Source organism: Arthrobacter zhaoguopingii (assembly GCF_009828595.1).
In the GTDB taxonomy this organism is placed as follows: domain Bacteria; phylum Actinomycetota; class Actinomycetes; order Actinomycetales; family Micrococcaceae; genus Arthrobacter_D; species Arthrobacter_D zhaoguopingii.
This window is the reverse complement of the sequence record NZ_WPNY01000001.1, coordinates 1-16373: the sequence shown is the minus strand read 5'-3', so window position 1 is coordinate 16373 and position 16373 is coordinate 1. Positions and strand designations below refer to the sequence as shown.

14 protein-coding genes, 1 tRNA gene and 1 pseudogene are annotated in these 16373 nt (G+C 70.0%); 9 read left to right on the top strand and 7 right to left on the bottom strand.

Annotated features, from left to right (window positions below):
• Positions 1 to 42 precede the first annotated feature (42 nt).
• Positions 43 to 978 carry an NAD-dependent epimerase/dehydratase family protein gene (locus tag GVV86_RS00080; RefSeq protein WP_159620429.1) on the top strand — a complete coding sequence of 312 codons (936 nt, stop codon included), beginning with the start codon at positions 43 to 45 and terminating at the stop codon, positions 976 to 978.
• An 18-nt stretch (positions 979 to 996) separates the two neighbouring features.
• On the opposite strand, the gene GVV86_RS00075 is transcribed toward GVV86_RS00080, so the two are convergent.
• Positions 997 to 2181 (bottom strand): MarP family serine protease, encoded by a 1185-nt coding sequence (locus tag GVV86_RS00075; protein ID WP_159620427.1) that lies wholly within the window; start codon positions 2179 to 2181, stop codon positions 997 to 999.
• Between the two features lie 223 nt (positions 2182 to 2404).
• Here GVV86_RS00075 and GVV86_RS00070 point away from each other — a divergent pair, with 223 nt between their 5' ends.
• Positions 2405 to 3082: a Crp/Fnr family transcriptional regulator gene (locus tag GVV86_RS00070; protein ID WP_120167713.1), complete on the top strand. Its 678-nt coding sequence runs from the start codon at positions 2405 to 2407 to the stop codon at positions 3080 to 3082.
• 115 nt (positions 3083 to 3197) lie between these two features.
• Here GVV86_RS00070 and GVV86_RS00065 read toward each other — a convergent pair whose 3' ends face one another.
• The 3 genes from GVV86_RS00065 to sp36 are packed head-to-tail and all read right to left on the bottom strand — an operon-like array spanning position 3198 to position 4757.
• A complete protein-coding gene (locus GVV86_RS00065) occupies positions 3198 to 4112 on the bottom strand; it encodes an NUDIX hydrolase (protein WP_159620425.1) in 915 nt (304 codons plus the stop codon).
• Between the two features lie 4 nt (positions 4113 to 4116).
• Entirely contained in the window at positions 4117 to 4599 is a 483-nt protein-coding gene (locus tag GVV86_RS00060) for a RidA family protein (RefSeq protein WP_159620423.1), read from the bottom strand.
• The gene (gene sp36 / locus GVV86_RS00055; protein ID WP_120167707.1) at positions 4596 to 4757 is read right to left on the bottom strand and encodes a Sp36 family protein; all 162 of its coding nucleotides are present in this window, start codon (positions 4755 to 4757) and stop codon (positions 4596 to 4598) included. Before sp36 ends, GVV86_RS00060 begins: the two co-directional genes overlap by 4 nt.
• A 37-nt stretch (positions 4758 to 4794) precedes the next feature.
• Between sp36 and GVV86_RS00050 the strand changes: the two genes are divergently transcribed.
• The 6 genes from GVV86_RS00050 (at position 4795) to GVV86_RS00025 (ending at position 12899) form a co-directional block, all read left to right on the top strand.
• Positions 4795 to 7107 carry a transglycosylase domain-containing protein gene (locus GVV86_RS00050; RefSeq protein WP_159620421.1) on the top strand — a complete coding sequence of 771 codons (2313 nt, stop codon included), beginning with the start codon at positions 4795 to 4797 and terminating at the stop codon, positions 7105 to 7107.
• A 2-nt stretch (positions 7108 to 7109) separates the two neighbouring features.
• On the top strand, positions 7110 to 8054 hold the full coding sequence (locus tag GVV86_RS00045; protein WP_159620419.1) for a metallophosphoesterase: 945 nt from the start codon (positions 7110 to 7112) through the stop codon (positions 8052 to 8054).
• A gap of 109 nt (positions 8055 to 8163) precedes the next feature.
• Complete coding sequence (locus GVV86_RS00040) at positions 8164 to 9975, top strand: ABC transporter ATP-binding protein (RefSeq protein WP_159800692.1); 1812 nt, start codon at positions 8164 to 8166, stop codon at positions 9973 to 9975.
• Positions 9972 to 11846: an ABC transporter ATP-binding protein gene (locus GVV86_RS00035; protein ID WP_159800690.1), complete on the top strand. Its 1875-nt coding sequence runs from the start codon at positions 9972 to 9974 to the stop codon at positions 11844 to 11846. Before GVV86_RS00040 ends, GVV86_RS00035 begins: the two co-directional genes overlap by 4 nt.
• 101 nt (positions 11847 to 11947) lie before the next feature.
• Positions 11948 to 12021, top strand: a tRNA-Pro gene (locus GVV86_RS00030).
• Positions 12022 to 12278: 257 nt separating this feature from the next.
• Positions 12279 to 12899: a hypothetical protein gene (locus GVV86_RS00025; RefSeq protein ID WP_159800688.1), complete on the top strand. Its 621-nt coding sequence runs from the start codon at positions 12279 to 12281 to the stop codon at positions 12897 to 12899.
• A 50-nt stretch (positions 12900 to 12949) separates the two neighbouring features.
• Here GVV86_RS00025 and GVV86_RS00020 read toward each other — a convergent pair whose 3' ends face one another.
• From GVV86_RS00020 to purD, 3 genes are all read right to left on the bottom strand, one after another.
• Positions 12950 to 13255, bottom strand: coding sequence for an EthD family reductase (locus tag GVV86_RS00020; RefSeq protein ID WP_159620411.1), 306 nt, complete (start codon positions 13253 to 13255; stop codon positions 12950 to 12952).
• Between the two features lie 190 nt (positions 13256 to 13445).
• Entirely contained in the window at positions 13446 to 14345 is a 900-nt protein-coding gene (locus GVV86_RS00015; protein ID WP_159620409.1) for a phosphoribosylaminoimidazolesuccinocarboxamide synthase, read from the bottom strand.
• Positions 14342 to 15640: a phosphoribosylamine--glycine ligase gene (gene purD, locus GVV86_RS00010; protein WP_159620407.1), complete on the bottom strand. Its 1299-nt coding sequence runs from the start codon at positions 15638 to 15640 to the stop codon at positions 14342 to 14344. The genes GVV86_RS00015 and purD overlap by 4 nt, the downstream gene beginning before the upstream one ends.
• 104 nt (positions 15641 to 15744) lie before the next feature.
• On the opposite strand from purD, the pseudogene GVV86_RS00005 reads away from it, so the two are divergent.
• A pseudogene (locus GVV86_RS00005) lies at positions 15745 to 16373 on the top strand (molybdopterin-dependent oxidoreductase); the annotation flags it as partial.

Sequence of the window (16373 nt, the reverse complement as noted above, 5' to 3'; positions counted from 1 at the left end):
AGCACTGCTCTCATCGCACCGTTCTTCACGAAAGGCACGACCATGACCCTGTACGTCGTCACCGGAGCAGGACCTGTTGGCTGGACCATCGCCGAGCAGCTGGCCGGGCGCGGAGATTCCGTGCGGATCCTCACGCGGTCGGGCTCCGGACCGGTGCACCCCCTGATCGAGAAACTCCGGATCGATGCCTCGGACGCCGTCGCGCTCGGGCCGGCTTTCGCGGGAGCCGCGGCGGTCTTCCACTGCATCCACGCCAGCGCCTACACGGCGCAGGCCTGGCAGCGGGAACTTCCGGCCACCGAGGCCGTGGTGCTCGACGCCGCCGGCCCGCAGGGTGCCCTTGCGGTCTTCCCGGAAAGCCTTTACTCCTACAGCATCCCCGGCGAGGTGATGACGGAGGACTCCGAGCGGGCCGCCGGCACCGGCAAGCGCGGAGTCCGCACGGCTCTCCTGGCCGCCCGCGCCGCGTCCACCACGGACACCGTCTCTATCGTCGCCTCCGACTTCTATGGTCCCAGGGTGCGCACGGCACACGCCGGTGAGCGGATGGTGCCCTCGGTGCTCGGCGGGAAACCGATCCAGCTGATCGGCAGCCCCGACGCCCCGCACTCCTTCACCTACATCCCAGACCTTGCTGCCGCCATGATCGCTGCCGCCGACCTGCCGCGGACCCAAGACCGCGTGCTGCACGCGCCAACGCTCCCGGCACTCACCCAGCGCGCCCTCGTCGAGGCGTTCGCGGCGGAGGCCGGCGTCTCCGCGCCCCGGCTCACGGGAACCCCGGGCTGGCTCGTCCGCAGGCTCGGCGTCTTCATGCCATCCATGCGTGAGCTGGCCGAGCTGTCCTATCAGTTCGACCGGCCGTTCGTCATGGACTCCTCGGCCTCGGAGCAGGTTCTCGGCATCGCACCGACGCCCTTGCAGGGAGCCGTCGCCGAGACCGTGCGCTGGTGGCGTGGGGAACTGTCCGCCGCATAAAGGGTGCTGGTCATCCCGTCAGCGCGGGGTGCACTGCCCGGAGGGGACAGCGGCGGCATAGCCCGTCGCGCGCTCGGCGATCGGCCGCAGCTCGGCCAGCGACAGCGCATACCCGACGGGCGCCTCGGCCGTGGACTTGGCAAAGACCACCCCGGCAACCCGGCCCTGCAGGTCGAGCAGCGGCCCGCCGGAATTACCCTGCTGCACGTTAGCGGCCAGGCTGTACACCTGGAGCAGCTGCGGACTGGCGCCGTAGATGTTCTGGACCATCACCGGGGACAGGTTCTGCACGCTGGCGGGCTGGATCCGATAGGGCCCGCCGGCCGGGTAGCCGGCGAAGGCCGCCGTCGTCCCGCGGGGCAGTTCCTCTCCCAGCGGCAGCGCATTCCGGTTCAGGCCGTCGACGGCGAGGACGGCGATGTCGCGGGCCGGATCAAAGTGGACGACCCGCCCTGGCAGCGCCCCTCCGCCCAGGACCTCGACGACGGGTTCACCCACCCCCGCCACGACGTGCGCGTTGGTGATGACGCGGCCGGGTGCCACCACGAACCCGGTGCCGGTCTGGTTCTGCCCGCACTGAAAGGCCGTGCCGGCGATCCGCACCACCGACGCCGCGGCTGCGGCGAGTTCGGGGGTGTCGACGGATTCGTCGGGGACCTCCGCGGCCAACGGCGGCGCGACGGTGTCCAGGATGGTGGGGATGCCGTCGTCCACGGCGATGGTGCGCAGCTGCGCCAGCCAGGTGCGCACCGGTGCCGGGGTTGCGCTGTCGATGCCGCGGATGACCTGCGAGGCGGCCAGGTGCTGGGACAGGAAGGGAACGCCGAGGGTGCCCACGCTGAAGGCGAGCATCGACATCACCAGCGCCGCCACCACGGTGTTGACCGCACCGCCGAGCAGCCGGTCGACCGTCCGCAGGGGCCGGGCCTTCAGCCAGCGCCGGATCGAGGACCCCAGGCCGGCGCCGAGGGCCTGGCCCACGACGACGAGGACGAGGGCTGTGGCGATGACGGCGGGAAGGCGCCAGCCGTTGTCGGGGACCGCCGCGCTGACCAGCGGGATGGCGAAGAAGGCGGCCACGGCCCCGGCGATGAACCCGACGATGCCGCCAAGGGTCACGAAGAGCCCGTTGCGGAGCCCCACGGCGAGGTACCCGAGCAGCACAAGGCCCAGTACGACGTCGAGAATCGTGAAGTCGGGCATGTCCGTTCTCCCAGTGTGCTTCGTCCGGAAGCCGCGCACCTCCATCACTGAGTCCCGATTCTATCGGCCGGGAGCCGTCCGGCGGCATCGCACGGGTTGCGCGGACCGCTTAACGCGGGCGGAATGGCGTGTACCGGCTGTCCCATCATGCCCGGGTACGGCAAGATGGGACGGTAGAGGCCACGCGGGACCGCCGCACCACCCCAAGTCAACAGGAGAATTCATGGATATCGAGGTACTGCGCCGGGCGCCGCTCTTCGCTTCGCTGGGAGACGACGTCTTCGCCGCCCTCACTGATGAGTTGACCGAAGTTGACCTCTCGCGTGGATCGTCGGTTTTCCGTGAGGGAGATCAGGGCGACCAGCTGTACTTCATCGTCTCCGGCAAGATCAAGCTGGGCCGCACCGCCCAGGACGGCAGGGAGAACCTGCTGGCCATCCTCGGCCCGGGCGAACTCTTCGGCGAAATGGCCCTGTTCGATCCCAGCCCGCGCACGGCCACGGCGACGGCGGTGTCGGAGACCCGGCTGGCGGGGCTGAAGAACGAGAACCTGCGGGTGCTGCTCGAGACCCGCCCCGAGGTCTCAGCCCAGCTGCTCCAGGCGCTCGCCCGCCGGCTGCGCCGCACCAACGAGTCCCTCGCTGACCTCGTGTTCTCCGATGTCCCCGGCCGCGTCGCGAAGGCGCTGCTGGATCTGGCCGACCGTTTCGGCAGGCCCGCAACCGACGGCGTCCTGGTGGCCCACGAACTCACGCAGGAGGAACTGGCCCAACTGGTCGGCGCTTCACGTGAAACGGTCAACAAGGCCCTCGCCGAGTTTGTCCAGCGCGGCTGGCTCCGCCTCGAGGCCCGCGCCGTCGTCATCCTCGACATCCAGCGGCTGCGGCAGCGCAGCCGCTGACCCGGCCCCCGGGGTGGTCCGGCCGCACTGCTGCGGCTGAGCTGCGCTGCACTTTCATCGACCGCGCCACTACCGCGCTACCGGTTAACTGCACTACCTTCTATCGGCCGCGCTTCTATCGGCCGCGCTGGGCCGAGCCGCCCTCGGTCAGCACCGGGCAGGCGACCTCGAGCATCAGGTCGCCGTCGTGCTCGGCCAGGTGCGGGTAGTAGAGCTTGATCTTCCGCTTGTGGGAAAGATAGGCGATGCAGCCGCGCGATGAGCCGAGCTTTTCGAGGATCAGCTCCACTGCGGGGACCGTGATCTCGCTCAGGGTGCGCCCCACGGTGTTGGGCTGGCCCACCTCGTCACCGAGTCCGGTGGTGTTCCGGCGCTCGATCTCCTGCGCCGCGCACTTCCAGTCGCCCCAGATGCCCTTGCTCTCAAGGAGGGTGGGCGACTGGTTCACGGGCTGGGCCACGGCGAAGTAGTGGGTGTCGAAGCGGCGGTGCGCAAAGTCGGGGGTCAGCCAGTGCGCCAGCGGCTTGATCAGGTCGGACCGGACGGCCAGCCCGCGCCGGCTGAGGACCTCGGCAAAAGAGCTGTCCTGGTGGGCGACGGACTCACGCGCCTTCATCCATTCCCGGCCGCGGGTGCTCTCCACCATGCTGGTGGAGTCGGGCCCCGCCAGCAGCACGCCAGTTTCCTCGAAGAGTTCGCGCACGGCGGCCAGCACGTGGCGCCGGGCCAGGTTGTGGTCGTCGGTCCCCAGCGCCTTCGCCCAGGCAGAGGGGCTGGGTCCGCACCAGTCGACCGGGTCGTCGTCGAACTCCTCAATCAGGCCGCCCGGGAACCCAACGATTCCCAGCGGCGATTCGCTCCGGCGACAGGTGAGGTAGGTCTCCGCGCCCGTCGGGCTATCTCGGAGCAGGACGACCGAGGAGGCCGGGCGGGCCTTCAGGGGGGTGCGGGCACCATATTCCACCCAGCCCCGGGCGGCGCTGCGCTCCTCGGGATGGAGGGGGAACCTGCGGTTGCTGAGTCGGTCCACGGGACTAGACGAACTCCACGATCATCTCGACCTCGACCGGTGCATCAAGGGGAAGCACGGCGACGCCGACGGCGGAACGGGCATGGACTCCGGCATCTCCAAAGACCTCACCCAGCAGGTTGGAGGCCCCGTTGATGACGGCCGGCTGGCCGGTGAAGGCCGGGTCGGAGGCGACGAAGCCGACAACCTTGACGATCCTTGTCACCCGGTCCAGGTCGCCGATCCGCTCCTTGACCGCGGCCAGGGCGTTCACGGCGCAGGTGGCCGCGAGGGACTGGGCGGTGTCGGCGTCTACGGCGGCCCCGACCTTGCCGGTGGCCGGAAGCTTCCCGTCAATGAAGGGAAGCTGCCCGGAGGTGTAGACGAAGGTGCCCGAGATAACAGCCGGCACGTAACTGGCGACCGGCGCGGCGACGGCCGGCAGGGTGATGCCCAGCTCGGAAAGCCGCGCCTCGACCGCCGAGGGGGCGGTTTCAGTGCCGGTCACGACTGGCCCTTTTCGCGCTTGAGGTAGGCCACGAGGCCGTTCCCGTCGGGTCCGGGAACCACCTGGACGAGCTCCCAACCGTCCTCACCCCACTGATCAAGGATCTGCTTGGTGGCGTGGATGATCAGCGGAATCGTGGAGTACTCCCATTTGGTCATGCGTCAAAGCCTAGCGCGTGCTTGTAAACTGCAGTACATGGCTCCTCGGACCTCCCCTCTCTTTGACACGGCAACCACCCTTGGGAAAATCGTTGCATTCCTCGGAATCAGCGGACTCAGTGGTGTGCTCGCCGCCGGACTGCTCGTGCCCGTCGCCGCCGCGGCGGGCGCCGGAGCGTCGGCCTCCATCCAGTTCTTCGAGGAGCTCCCGGCGGAGCTTGAGCGCGACGCGCTCGCCCAGCCGACCAAGATCCTCGCGACCGACGGCTCGCTGATCGCCACCCTGTACGAGGAGAACCGGCAGCCGGTCACGCTCGACCAGGTCTCCCCCAATATGACCAATGCCCTGCTGGCCATCGAGGACAACCGCTTCTACGAGCACGGCGGCGTCGACCTGCAGGGCATCCTCGGCGCGGTCGCCAACAACATCAGCAGCGACACCACCCGCGGCGCCTCAACCCTCACCCAGCAGTTCGTCACCAACGTGCTGATCGACACCGCCCGCCAGAACGGCGGGGAAGCGGTCTTCAGCGGCAGCAAGACCATCGGGGACAAGCTGCGCGAGGCGAAGCTCGCCATCGCCGTCGAGAAGGAACTCACCAAGGACGAGATCCTCGAGGGGTACCTCAACATCGTGCCGTTCACCGGCACCACCTACGGCGTGCAGGCGGCCTCCAAGTACTTCTTCAACGTCGACGCGAAAGACCTCAACATCGAGCAGAGCGCCCTGCTTGCCGGCGTCGTCAACGGCACCACCTACTACAGCCCCGAACTGAACCCGGAGCGGTCCCTGGAGCGGCGCAACCTCGTGATCGGCGCCATGCTCAAGACCGGCAAGATCACCCAGGAGGAGCACGACGCCGCCGTCGTGAAGGACCTCAGCCTGAACATCACCCCGACGCTCAACGGCTGCGCCGGCGCCGCACAGGCACCCTACTTCTGCGACTACGTCACCCACCTGATCCTCAATGACCCGGCCTACGGCGAAACCGCGGAGGACCGCAAAAAGGTGCTCTACCGCTCCGGCCTGACCATCAAGACCACGCTCGATCCCCGGATTCAGAAGGCTGCGCAGACCGCCGTCAACGAGACGGCGAACCCCGAAACCACCGACGGCGCCGTGGGGCACTCCCTCGTGAGCGTCGATCCGAAGACCGGCAACATCATCTCGATGGCGCAGAACACCCGGTACCGGCCGGGCGAGGCGGCCGGCGATTCGGTCCTGAACTTCAACGTGGACCTGTACGAGGACGGGAATCCCGAGAAGAGCCTCGGCGGTATCGGGGGGTTCCAGCCGGGCTCGACGTACAAGCCCTTCACCGTCGCCGCCTGGGTCGACGCCGGAAAGTCACTGAACACGGTTCTGGACGGCAGCAAGAAGCGCTATCCGGAGAACGACCGGTGGACGGCGAGCTGCCTCCAGGGCGGGGCCTACCGGGTGCAGAGCGAGGATGGCCTCAGCGGGTACTTCCCGCAGAACTACGGCGACACCAACTACGGTCCCGCCACCGTGCTCCGCGGTCTGGCCCAGTCGCTGAACACCATCACCATGGCCTCGGCCAAGCAGCTCGACCTCTGCCGCATCCAGGACATCGCCTACGACATGGGTGTCCACGACGGCAAGAGCAAGGACGGCGAACCCGGGCGCCTCACCGTTGCGCCCTCAGCGCTCATCGGCGGCGTCGAGGATGTCTCCCCCCTGTCGATGGTCACCGCCTTCGCCGGTTTCGGCGCCGAGGGCAGTGTCTGCGACCCCCGCGCCCTGACCGAGGTCACGGCCGCGGACGGCACCAGCTACCCGGTTCCGGCCTCCTCCTGCAAGCAGGTCATCCCGAAGGAAACCGCACGCGGCGTGAACTACGCGACGCAGGAGGTCATGAAGACCGGCTCCGGTTCACTGCTCGAGTACGGCGGCATCCCAATGGCCGGCAAGACCGGCACCAACGACCAGCGCTCGCAGACCTGGTTCATGGGCTACAACTCCGGCCTGGCCACGGCAAGCTGGATCGGCAACTGGAAGGAAGGGAACACCTCCCTCAGCGGCCTGCAGATCGGCGGCCGCGTGTACCCGGAGATCGACGGCTCCCTGATCGCCGCTCCCTCCTGGGCCCGTTTCATGCAGCAGATCCCGGGCCTCTACGTCGGCGAGCCGTTCCAGAACCCGCCGGCCGACATGATCAACGGCCGCCAGAGCGTACAGTCCTTCGGCAACGGCCAGAACGGCAACGGGCAGAACGGCCCCGGTGGGCTTCCCGGCGTCCCCGGTGGCATACTCGGTGGACCGGCCGAACCGGGCGACGACAACGGCGGCGGAAACGGCAACAACGGCGGCGGCGAAGGGAACGACTAAACGTGGAGTCATCGAGGACGAACGGCGTAGGGACAGCGCTCGCATGGAGCACCGGGCTCACGGCACTCGCCGGGGCCGCGACCCTGGGCTACGCCTCGGTGATCGAAAGGACCCTCTTCTCGCTCCGTGAGGAGACGGTACGGGTCCTCCCGCCCGGAGCCCGGCCCCTGCGGGTGCTCCAGCTCTCCGACATCCACATGGCGCCCCACCAGAAGTCAAAGCGTGACTGGCTGCAGGGCCTGGCCCGGCTCGAACCGGACCTGGTCGTCAACACCGGGGACAACCTCAGCCACCGCAAGGCCGTGGGCCCCCTGCTTGAGGCCCTCGGCCCGCTGCTCCGCTTTCCCGGCGTCTTCGTCCCCGGTTCGAACGACTACTACGAGCCGGTCCTGAAGAACCCCCTCCGGTATTTCTCCGGCCCCTCCTCCGCCGGCACCCGCGAGCCCCGCGAACTGCCTTGGGCCCAGATGTTCAGCGCCTTCGGCACCGCCGGCTGGATCGACCTCACCAACCGGAGCCAGTCCATCGGCATGCGCGGCCTCCGCCTCGACTTCACCGGAGTCGACGATCCCCACCTCGACCGCGACAAGTACGCCGGCTACCCCGCCGGGAGCAGCACCTCCGCCGAGGCCCCGCACGTGCGCATCGCCGTCACCCACGCCCCCTACCAGCGGGTGCTCGACTACTTCACCGACGGCGGCGCCGAGCTGATCCTGGCCGGCCACACCCATGGGGGCCAGGTCTGCGTGCCCGGCTACGGGGCGCTGGTGACGAACTGCGACCTCCCGACCTGGCGTGCCCGCGGGCTCACCGAGTGGGAGCACCGCGGGCACCGGGTGCCGCTGAACGTCTCGGCGGGCATTGGCACCTCCCGGTTCGCCCCGGTGCGCCTGGCCTGCCGGCCCGAGGCCGTCCTGCTCACCCTGACCGCCCGGGATGCGGCGTAGGAGAAGTTTCCCGCCGCTGTTCGTTCAACGGGGAGCCAGGTCCGCCGGTCTCCGGGCCGCCCCGGCCCGCGCCGGATTTAGGACCGACATCGAGCACCGAAGAGGTGGAATGAAACCGGCACCGACGCTGCGCGAGTCGATGAAGCGCATGTACCCGCACGTGCGTCCCATCGCCCCGCGGCTGCTGCTGGGCCTGCTGTGCGCCCTGGCCGCGAGCGTCATGGCGTTGGCGGTCCCGCAGGTGCTCCGCGTCCTCGTCAACGACTCGCTCACGCGCGGCGGCTCCGCCTCGGGGGTCTGGCTTGCCGCCGGCCTCGTACTTCTGCTCGGTGTCCTCGAGGCGGCGCTGATCGCCCTGCGGCGGCAGTTCGTCATCGGTCCGGCCACCTCCGTGGAGACCAACATGCGAACCTCCTTCTACCGGCACCTCCAGGAACTCCCCGTGGAGTTCCACGACCGCTGGGGAAGCGGCCAGCTGCTCTCCCGCGCCATGTCGGACCTCAACCTGATGCGCCGCTGGATGGCGTTCGGCCTCATCATGCTGGTGGTGACCTCACTGACCGTGGGGATCGGCGTCGTGGTGATGTTCCTGACCAACTGGATCCTCGCCCTGATCTTCCTGGCCGCCGCGGTGCCGATCATGATCTACGGGTTCCGCTTCCGCACCTCCTACAGCCGGGTCTCGCGCAGGAGCCAGGACCAGGCCGGCGACCTCGCCACCGCCGTCGAGGAATCGGTTCACGGCATCCGCGTGCTCAAGGCCTTCGGGCGCAGCGGCGAGGCACTCGATGCGTTCAATGAGCAGGCGGAGCAGCTGCGCCGCACCGAGATCGTCAAGGCCAAATCGCTCGCCAACTTCTCCCTCGTGGTCACCCTGCTCCCGGAACTGGCGCTGGGAGCCTCCCTCGTCGTCGGCGTGCTGCTGGCCTCGTCGGGGCAGGTGAGCATCGGGGCGCTCGTCGCGTTCTTCGCCACCGCCGCCGTCGTCGCCGGCCCGGTGGAATTCATCGGACCGCTGCTGGCCATGACCTTCACCGCCAAGACCGCCATCGACCGCCACTACGAGGTTATGGAGACCCGGAACCCCATCACGTCCCCGGCAGCCCCGGCACGGCCGGCCGACCCGCGCGGGGAACTGGCCTTCGAGGGCGTCCACTTCCGCTACCCCGACACCCAGGACGCTGCCGGGGACATCCTCAACGGCGTGGACCTGCGGCTGCGGACCGGTGAAACCCTGGCCATGGTGGGCGTGACCGGCAGCGGCAAGACCACCCTGGTGCAGCTGGTGCCGCGCCTCTACGACGTGACCGGAGGGCGCATCACTCTCGACGGCACCGACCTGCGGGACTTCGCCCTGGCCGACCTGCGCACCCTGGTGGCGGTCGCCTTCGAGGACACGACCCTCTTCTCAAGCTCGGTGCGCGACAACGTCCTGATGGGCGCCCGGACCGAAAGCGACGCCGATGCGGAGGCCCTGCTGGCCGAGGCGCTCGAGGTGGCCCAGGCGCAGTTCGTCTACTCCCTCCCCCTCGGGGTCGATACCCTCATCGGCGAGGAGGGACTGAGCCTGTCCGGCGGCCAGCGCCAGCGCCTGGCCCTGGCCCGGGCCATCGCCGCCCAGCCACGCGTGCTGGTGCTCGACGATCCCCTCTCCGCCCTCGACGTGCGCACCGAGGAGCTCGTTGAGGAGCGGCTCCGGGAGGTGCTGCGCGGCACGACAACGCTCGTGGTCGCCCACCGGCCCTCGACCGTCGCCCTGGCCGACCGGGTCGCGCTGCTGCAGGACGGGCGGATCACCGATGTCGGCACGCACATCGAACTGCTCGCCCGCAACGACCACTACCGCTATGTTCTTGCGAGCCTGACGGAGGAACCGGTGGATCTCGACAGCGGGTACGACGACGAAGAGGCACTGGCATGACAAAGGCTGCACAGCGGCCGCGACGGCGGCCGGGGCGGAAGTCCGCCCCGGAGGCGACGGCGGGGGCCGCCCCCGCAGGCGTCAGCAACGAGGACGAGGTCCTGCTGGACCGGGCGCAGAACCGGTCGGTGCGGGCCCGCTCCTTCCGCCTGCTCGGGGCACTGATCCGGCCCAACCGGCGGCAGTTTGTTTTCACCATCGCCCTCGTCGTCATCTCCCAGGCCGCCCGGGTGGCCGGACCGGCGATCATCGCGTTCGGCATCGATCGGGCCCTGCCCGCCCTGATCGCCGGGAACCCGGTGCAGCTGGTGGCGGCCGGGGGCGCCTACCTCGTCGCCGCCGTCCTCGGTGCCGTCCTCACCGCCGGATACGTGCGGGCGACGGCGCGGCTGAGCCAGGCGATGCTGCTCGACCTGCGCCTGTGGGTGTTCCGGCACACCCAGCGGCTGAGCCTCGAGTTCCACGAGAAGTACACCTCGGGCCGGATCATCTCCCGGCAGACCTCGGACCTTGAGGCGCTGCGCGAACTCCTCGATTCGGGCGTCAGCTCCCTGGCCTCCGGCGTGATGTTCATGCTCTTCACCGCCGTGACCATCTTCGCCCTCGACTGGCGGACGGGCCTGCTGATCCTCGCCGCCGGGGTTCCCATGTTCCTGCTGGCCCGCTGGTACCAGAAGCACTCGCAGATCGCCTTCCGGTCCTCCCGGGTGGTCTCCGCGAAACTCATCGTCCACTTCATCGAGACGATGACCGGGATCCGCGCCGTGAAGGCGTTCCGCCGGGAACCGGCCAACGCCACCCGGTACGACGAACTGGCCGAGGACTACCGCCGGGCCACCATCCGCTCGATCAACCTCAACGGCGTCTTCCAGCCGGGGCTGGTGCTCATCGGCAACCTCACCGTGGCCGTCGTGCTCGCGGCCGGCGGGTTCCGGGTCCTCGAGGGCTCGCTTGAGGTGGGCGCGCTGCTGGCCCTGCTGCTCTACAGCAAGCGGTTCTTCCAGCCGGTGGACCAGATGGCCCTCTTCTACAACTCCTTCCAGTCCGCCTCGGCGGCGCTTGAGAAGGTCTCCGGGCTGCTCGAGGAGGTTCCGACCGTCCGCCCGCCCCGGAACCCGGTGGCCCTTCCGCGGGCCCGGGGCACCGTCGAATTCCGGGACGTCGAGTTCCGCTACGCCGACGGCCCGCAGGTCATCCCGCCCCTGAACCTTGCCATCCCGGCGGGCCAGACCGTGGCCCTGGTCGGGCAGACCGGCGCGGGCAAGTCCACGCTCGCCAAGCTGATCGCCCGCTTCTACGACGTCTCCGCCGGGAGCATCACCCTCGACGGGGTGGACCTGCGCGAGGTGGATGCGAAGGACCTGCGGCGCTCGGTGGTGATGGTAACCCAGGAGGCCTTCCTGTTCAGCGGCTCAGTCGCTGAGAATATCGCCCTCGGCCGGCCAGACGCGTCCCGGGAGGAGATCGAGGCGGCCGCGCGCGCCGTCGGCGCCGACGCATTCATCCGCGAACTGCCCGAGGGCTACGACACCGACGTCAACAAACGCGGGGGCCGGGTGTCCTCGGGGCAGCGGCAGCTGATCAGCTTCGCCCGGGCCTTCCTGGCCGACCCCGCGGTGCTGATCCTCGACGAGGCCACCTCGTCCCTGGACATTCCCAGCGAACGGCTCGTGCAGCAGGGCCTGCAGCGGCTGCTGGGGCAGCGCACGGCCCTGATCATCGCCCACCGGCTTTCCACCGTGGCGATCGCCGACCGGGTGCTGGTGGTGCACGATGGCGAGGTGGTCGAGGACGGAAAACCGGCGGACCTCATCGGTGGAACCGGCCGGTTCGCGGCCCTGCACGCGGCCTGGAAGGACTCGCTGGTGTAGGACCGCCGGCCGCGGCGGGCCGGGGTTTCGCCTCCCGGGCCTTCACGGGGTATTCTTGGAAAGTTGCTTTTGCCGCAGGTCCTGCGGCAGAAACAATGCACCGGGGTGTGGCGCAGCTTGGTAGCGCGCGTCGTTCGGGACGACGAGGCCGCAGGTTCAAATCCTGTCACCCCGACCCACGAAGTGAACTCGGCTTCACGTAATTCAGGTACGACAGCAGGGGCGTCTCCGCAGGATGGAGGCGCCCTTCCTGTTTCCCGGGTTTTTCGCCCTGCATTCCGCGTCCCGGCGGTCGCGCCGGCTTGAAGCAGATGGCGTAAAGCCGTTGGGACGAAGCCGGCGGCGGACGCGTGTTGGACCCGGGATCACGGAGCCGATGCGGTTGGATTAAGAGCAAGCAAAACCCCGAGCGCCGGAAGAGGCACCCGAACAATGCACAACGCGGCGCAGGTCGTCTCCCGGTTCGGCCCCACCCTCGACCGGGTCGCCGGGCTCATCGACGCCGCGGCCCAGAAGGCCGTGGAGCACTTCCTCAGCGAGTACCAGCCCGAGGAATTCGTCCGCCGGGAAATCTACCGCCATGCCACCCGCGACCGGGTCTGGAACCTGCTGCTGGGAAACCCCGTTTTCGTCGATACCGGCATCACAGCGGCGCCCAGCAACAAGGGCGGGTACCTTTCGGCCGAGGGCATCGGCCGAATCTCCATCCTGACCCGCCCACCGGGCGTCACCCTCCTTCCGGGCACCGACCCGGAACAGGGCGCGCTCTTCGACCTGCCCGACGCCGGGGACGGCCTCCTGCCCTCCCGGGAGCTGTGGAGCGTCCACGCCCTGCAGACAGCCATCTACTGGGACCCCACCACCACCGGGTCCCTGCGCCGGGCGACCCTCAGCGTGGGGTACGACCTGGCGAAGATCCACGCCGTCGTGCTCTCCGAAGTCCTCCTGAACGCCCGCGGACCCGGCGCACCCGGCCCGCGCTCCCCGGGCCTGGTCGAAGTTCCCCTCGAGGGCTTCGACGAGCTCTTCGCCCCCGGAGGCGCGGCGGACTAAGCGGGGCCGTCCGCCTGTTCGACGCCCGGACCGCAGCCTGCCGGCGGGTCCTACTGCTCCTCGACCTCGCAGAACAGCCCCGTGAAGGTCACTCCCAGACCGCCGAGCTTCTCGAAGAACGCCCCGGCCTCGGGCACGCTGACCGCGCGGGAGGCGGCATCGTAACTGTCGAAATAGACATCCAGGGTGCGGTGCGCCGGAGCCGGCGTCCCGTCCTCCTTCGGCCACACCTTCGCGGACTCCAGACGGACCTGGCCGGGCAGCGCCCGGGCCTTCGCGAGGAGGTCGGGGAATTCCCGCTCGAATGCGTCCAGGTCGGCGGGGATGTCGATGATGAGGGTGATTCTCGTCTGCATAGGACACTTCTCCTCGTGGCGGGCTGAGCGGGCCTCCGGCCGGCACCGCTGCCGCTGTCCGAGGACGTCGGAAGCGGAGCCGGCTGCGGAAATTGTGAGGCGAGTCTAACGCCGCCGACGCGGGGCTCCGCCGGGTGCGCCGAAAGTGTCGGTTCCGTGACGTACGCCGGAGCCACCGCCCGGGGATGCCTCAGGCGAAGGTGCGGCCGGTCAGGCGCTCGTAGGCCTCGATGTACCGCCCTCGCGTCCGCTCCACGACGTCGGCGGGAAGGGCCGGCGGCACCGACACCCGGTCCCAGCCGGAGGCGTCCGAGGTGAGCCAGTCGCGCACGAACTGCTTGTCGAAGGAGGGCTGGGCCCGGCCCGGGGAGTACTGCGAGGCGTCCCAGAAGCGCGAGGAATCGGGGGTCAGCACCTCGTCACCCAGGGTGATCCGCCCCGCGAGCGGGTCGAGCCCGAACTCCACCTTGGTGTCGGCGAGGAGAATTCCGCGTTCCCGGGCGATCGCCTCGGCCCGCGAGTAGATGTCCAGGGTCAGCGCACGCAGCTGCGCCGCGGCGTCGTCGCCCACGGTCATGACGACGGCGTCATAGGTGATGTTCTCGTCGTGCTCGCCCACCTCGGCCTTGGCCGAGGGCGTGAACAGCGGCGGGTCGAGCCGGGAGCCGTCCCGCAGCCCGGCCGGCAGCGGCAGGGAGCACACAGTGCCCGAGGCGCGGTATTCGGCCAGCCCGCTGCCTGTCAGGTACCCGCGGGCGATGCACTCGATCGGATACATCTCGAGCCGCCGGCAGATCATGGCGCGGCCGGCGACGGCCGCCGGGACCCCGCCGGCCTCGTCCGCGGCCAGCACGTGGTTGGGCACCCCGGTAAGGCGTTCAAACCACCACAGGCTCAGCTGGGTGAGGACCTTTCCCTTGTCGGGGATCTCCGTGGCCAGCACATGGTCGAAGGCGCTGATGCGGTCACTGGCCACGACGAGGACCCGGTCCGGGTCGCCGTCCGCCGGCTCGTACAGGTCGCGCACCTTCCCCGAGTACACGTGCCTCCAGCCGGGCAGGTCCGGGTGCGGGGGTGCGAAGGAGCTCACCGTCCCGCCACCGGCGCGGCGGCCGCCGCGACGTGGATCTCGCCGCGGGCGGCCTTCAGGGCGATGTCGGTGCGGAACTGTCCGCCCTCGAGGTCAATCTCGGCCAGGGCGTCGTAGGCCGTGGCACGGGCACCGGCAAGGTCGCCGCCCAGCCCCACGACGGCGAGCACGCGGCCGCCGGAGCTGACCACCTTCCCGTCCTTCTCCGCCGTGCCGGCGTGCAGCACCTGCACGTCCTCATGCTGCGCGGCCCGCTTCAGGCCGCGGATGCGGCCGCCGGTCCGGGGCGCTTCGGGGTAGTTCTCCGCGGCGAGCACCACGGCCACCGCGGTCCGGGGAGACCACTGGAGGCCGCTGAGGCGGTCCAGTCCGCCCCTGGCCGCCGCCAGCAGCACCCCACCGAGGGGGGTCCGCAGGCGGGCCAAGACGGCCTGAGTCTCGGGGTCGCCGAAGCGAGCGTTGAATTCGATGACCCGCATGCCGCGCGAGGTCAGGGCCAGCCCGCAGTACAGCACGCCCACGAAGGGGGTGCCACGGTTGGCCATCTCGTCGATGACCGGCTGGGCCACGCGCGTCACCACCTCTTCGACGAGGCCGGGCGGCGCCCAGTTCAGCGGCGAGTAGGCGCCCATGCCGCCGGTGTTGGGGCCCTGGTCGCCGTCATAGATGCGCTTGAAGTCCTGGGCCGGGGCGAGCGGAACCACGCTGCACCCGTCGGAGAGTACGAAGAGGGAGACCTCGGGACCGTCGAGGAACTCCTCGATGACCACGCTCCCGCCGGCGTCGAAGCAGCTCTGGGCGTGGGCCAGCGCCTCGGCGCGGTCGCCGGTCACCACGACCCCCTTGCCGGCGGCCAGTCCGTCGTCCTTGACCACGTAGGGGGCGCCGAAGGTATCGAGTGCCTCTTCGGCCGAGGCGGTGGTCGAGGCGACCCGGGCCATCGCCGTCGGGACGCCGGCCGCAGCCATGACCTGCTTGGCGAACGCCTTCGAGGCCTCGAGCTGCGCGGCCGCCCGGGAGGGCCCGAAGACGGGGATCCCGGCCTCGGTGAGCGCGTCGGCCACGCCGGCGGCCAGGGGCGCCTCGGGGCCAATGACCACCAGATCCGAACCGAGCCGCTGCGCCAGCTGCGTCACCTCCGCCGGATCACTGGCGTTGATGCTGTGCGTGGGGACGTCCGCGGCGATGCCGGCGTTGCCTGGGGCCGCATGGACCTCGCGGACGAACGGATCGTTAAGAAGTGCACGGACGATGGCGTGTTCGCGGCCACCGGGGCCAATCACAAGAACCTTCACAGTAGATCAGCGTACTGGGTGCGCCGCACCCGACGAAGCCTGCTCCCCCTGTTACGCCCCGCCCGCCCACCCATACGCGGAACCGGCATCTCCGAATACCCGGTATGGACACCCGACGGAAAAGCGCCCGAGCAACGACCCTGCTGGCAGCGCTGGCAGGGATCGCGGCCGCGGCGCTCCTCCTCGGAGTGGCCGAACTCGCCGCGGCTTTCTTCACTGCCCGCGCCACGCCGGTGATCGCCCTCGGCTCGACGTTCATCGACTTCACTCCCGGGTGGCTGAAGGACTTTGCCATCGCCACCTTCGGCACCGGGGACAAGGCCGCCCTGTTCGTCGGGATGGGCTTCACCATCACCGCCCTCGCGGCGGTCCTCGGCATCGCCGCGCTCCATCGGTGGGTGCTGGGCGCAGTGGGAGTGACCGCCGCGGGCCTGATCATCGTGGCCAGTGTCCTGTCCCGGGCCGGCGCGTCCACCTACGATGCCCTCCCCTCACTGATCGGCACGGCCGCCGGGCTGCTGGCCCTCCGGCTCATGATCGCCCGCCTGCCCGCCCCCGCGCGGGCGGCACCCGATGCCCCGCCCGCCCCCGCAGCGGCGCGGGCCCTCCCCGGCGGGTCCTCGCGGCGTTCGTTCTTCGCCGCCGCCGGCATCACCGCGGCGGCGGCAGCCGCCGCCGCGGCCGGGGGCCGCGCCCTGGGCAGCGTGCGCAACAGCGTGGAGGCGGCCCGGCG

Bases quoted from the DNA above. Each gene is read 5' to 3' on its own strand.
- GVV86_RS00080 (WP_159620429.1), top strand. From the start codon at position 43: ATGACCCTGTACGTCGTCACCGGAGCAGGACCTGTTGGCTGGACCATC.
- GVV86_RS00075 (WP_159620427.1), bottom strand. From the start codon at position 2,181: ATGCCCGACTTCACGATTCTCGACGTCGTACTGGGCCTTGTGCTGCTC.
- GVV86_RS00070 (WP_120167713.1), top strand. From the start codon at position 2,405: ATGGATATCGAGGTACTGCGCCGGGCGCCGCTCTTCGCTTCGCTGGGA.
- sp36 (WP_120167707.1), bottom strand. From the start codon at position 4,757: ATGACCAAATGGGAGTACTCCACGATTCCGCTGATCATCCACGCCACC.
- GVV86_RS00050 (WP_159620421.1), top strand. From the start codon at position 4,795: ATGGCTCCTCGGACCTCCCCTCTCTTTGACACGGCAACCACCCTTGGG.
- GVV86_RS00040 (WP_159800692.1), top strand. From the start codon at position 8,164: ATGAAACCGGCACCGACGCTGCGCGAGTCGATGAAGCGCATGTACCCG.
- GVV86_RS00035 (WP_159800690.1), top strand. From the start codon at position 9,972: ATGACAAAGGCTGCACAGCGGCCGCGACGGCGGCCGGGGCGGAAGTCC.
- GVV86_RS00025 (WP_159800688.1), top strand. From the start codon at position 12,279: ATGCACAACGCGGCGCAGGTCGTCTCCCGGTTCGGCCCCACCCTCGAC.
- GVV86_RS00020 (WP_159620411.1), bottom strand. From the start codon at position 13,255: ATGCAGACGAGAATCACCCTCATCATCGACATCCCCGCCGACCTGGAC.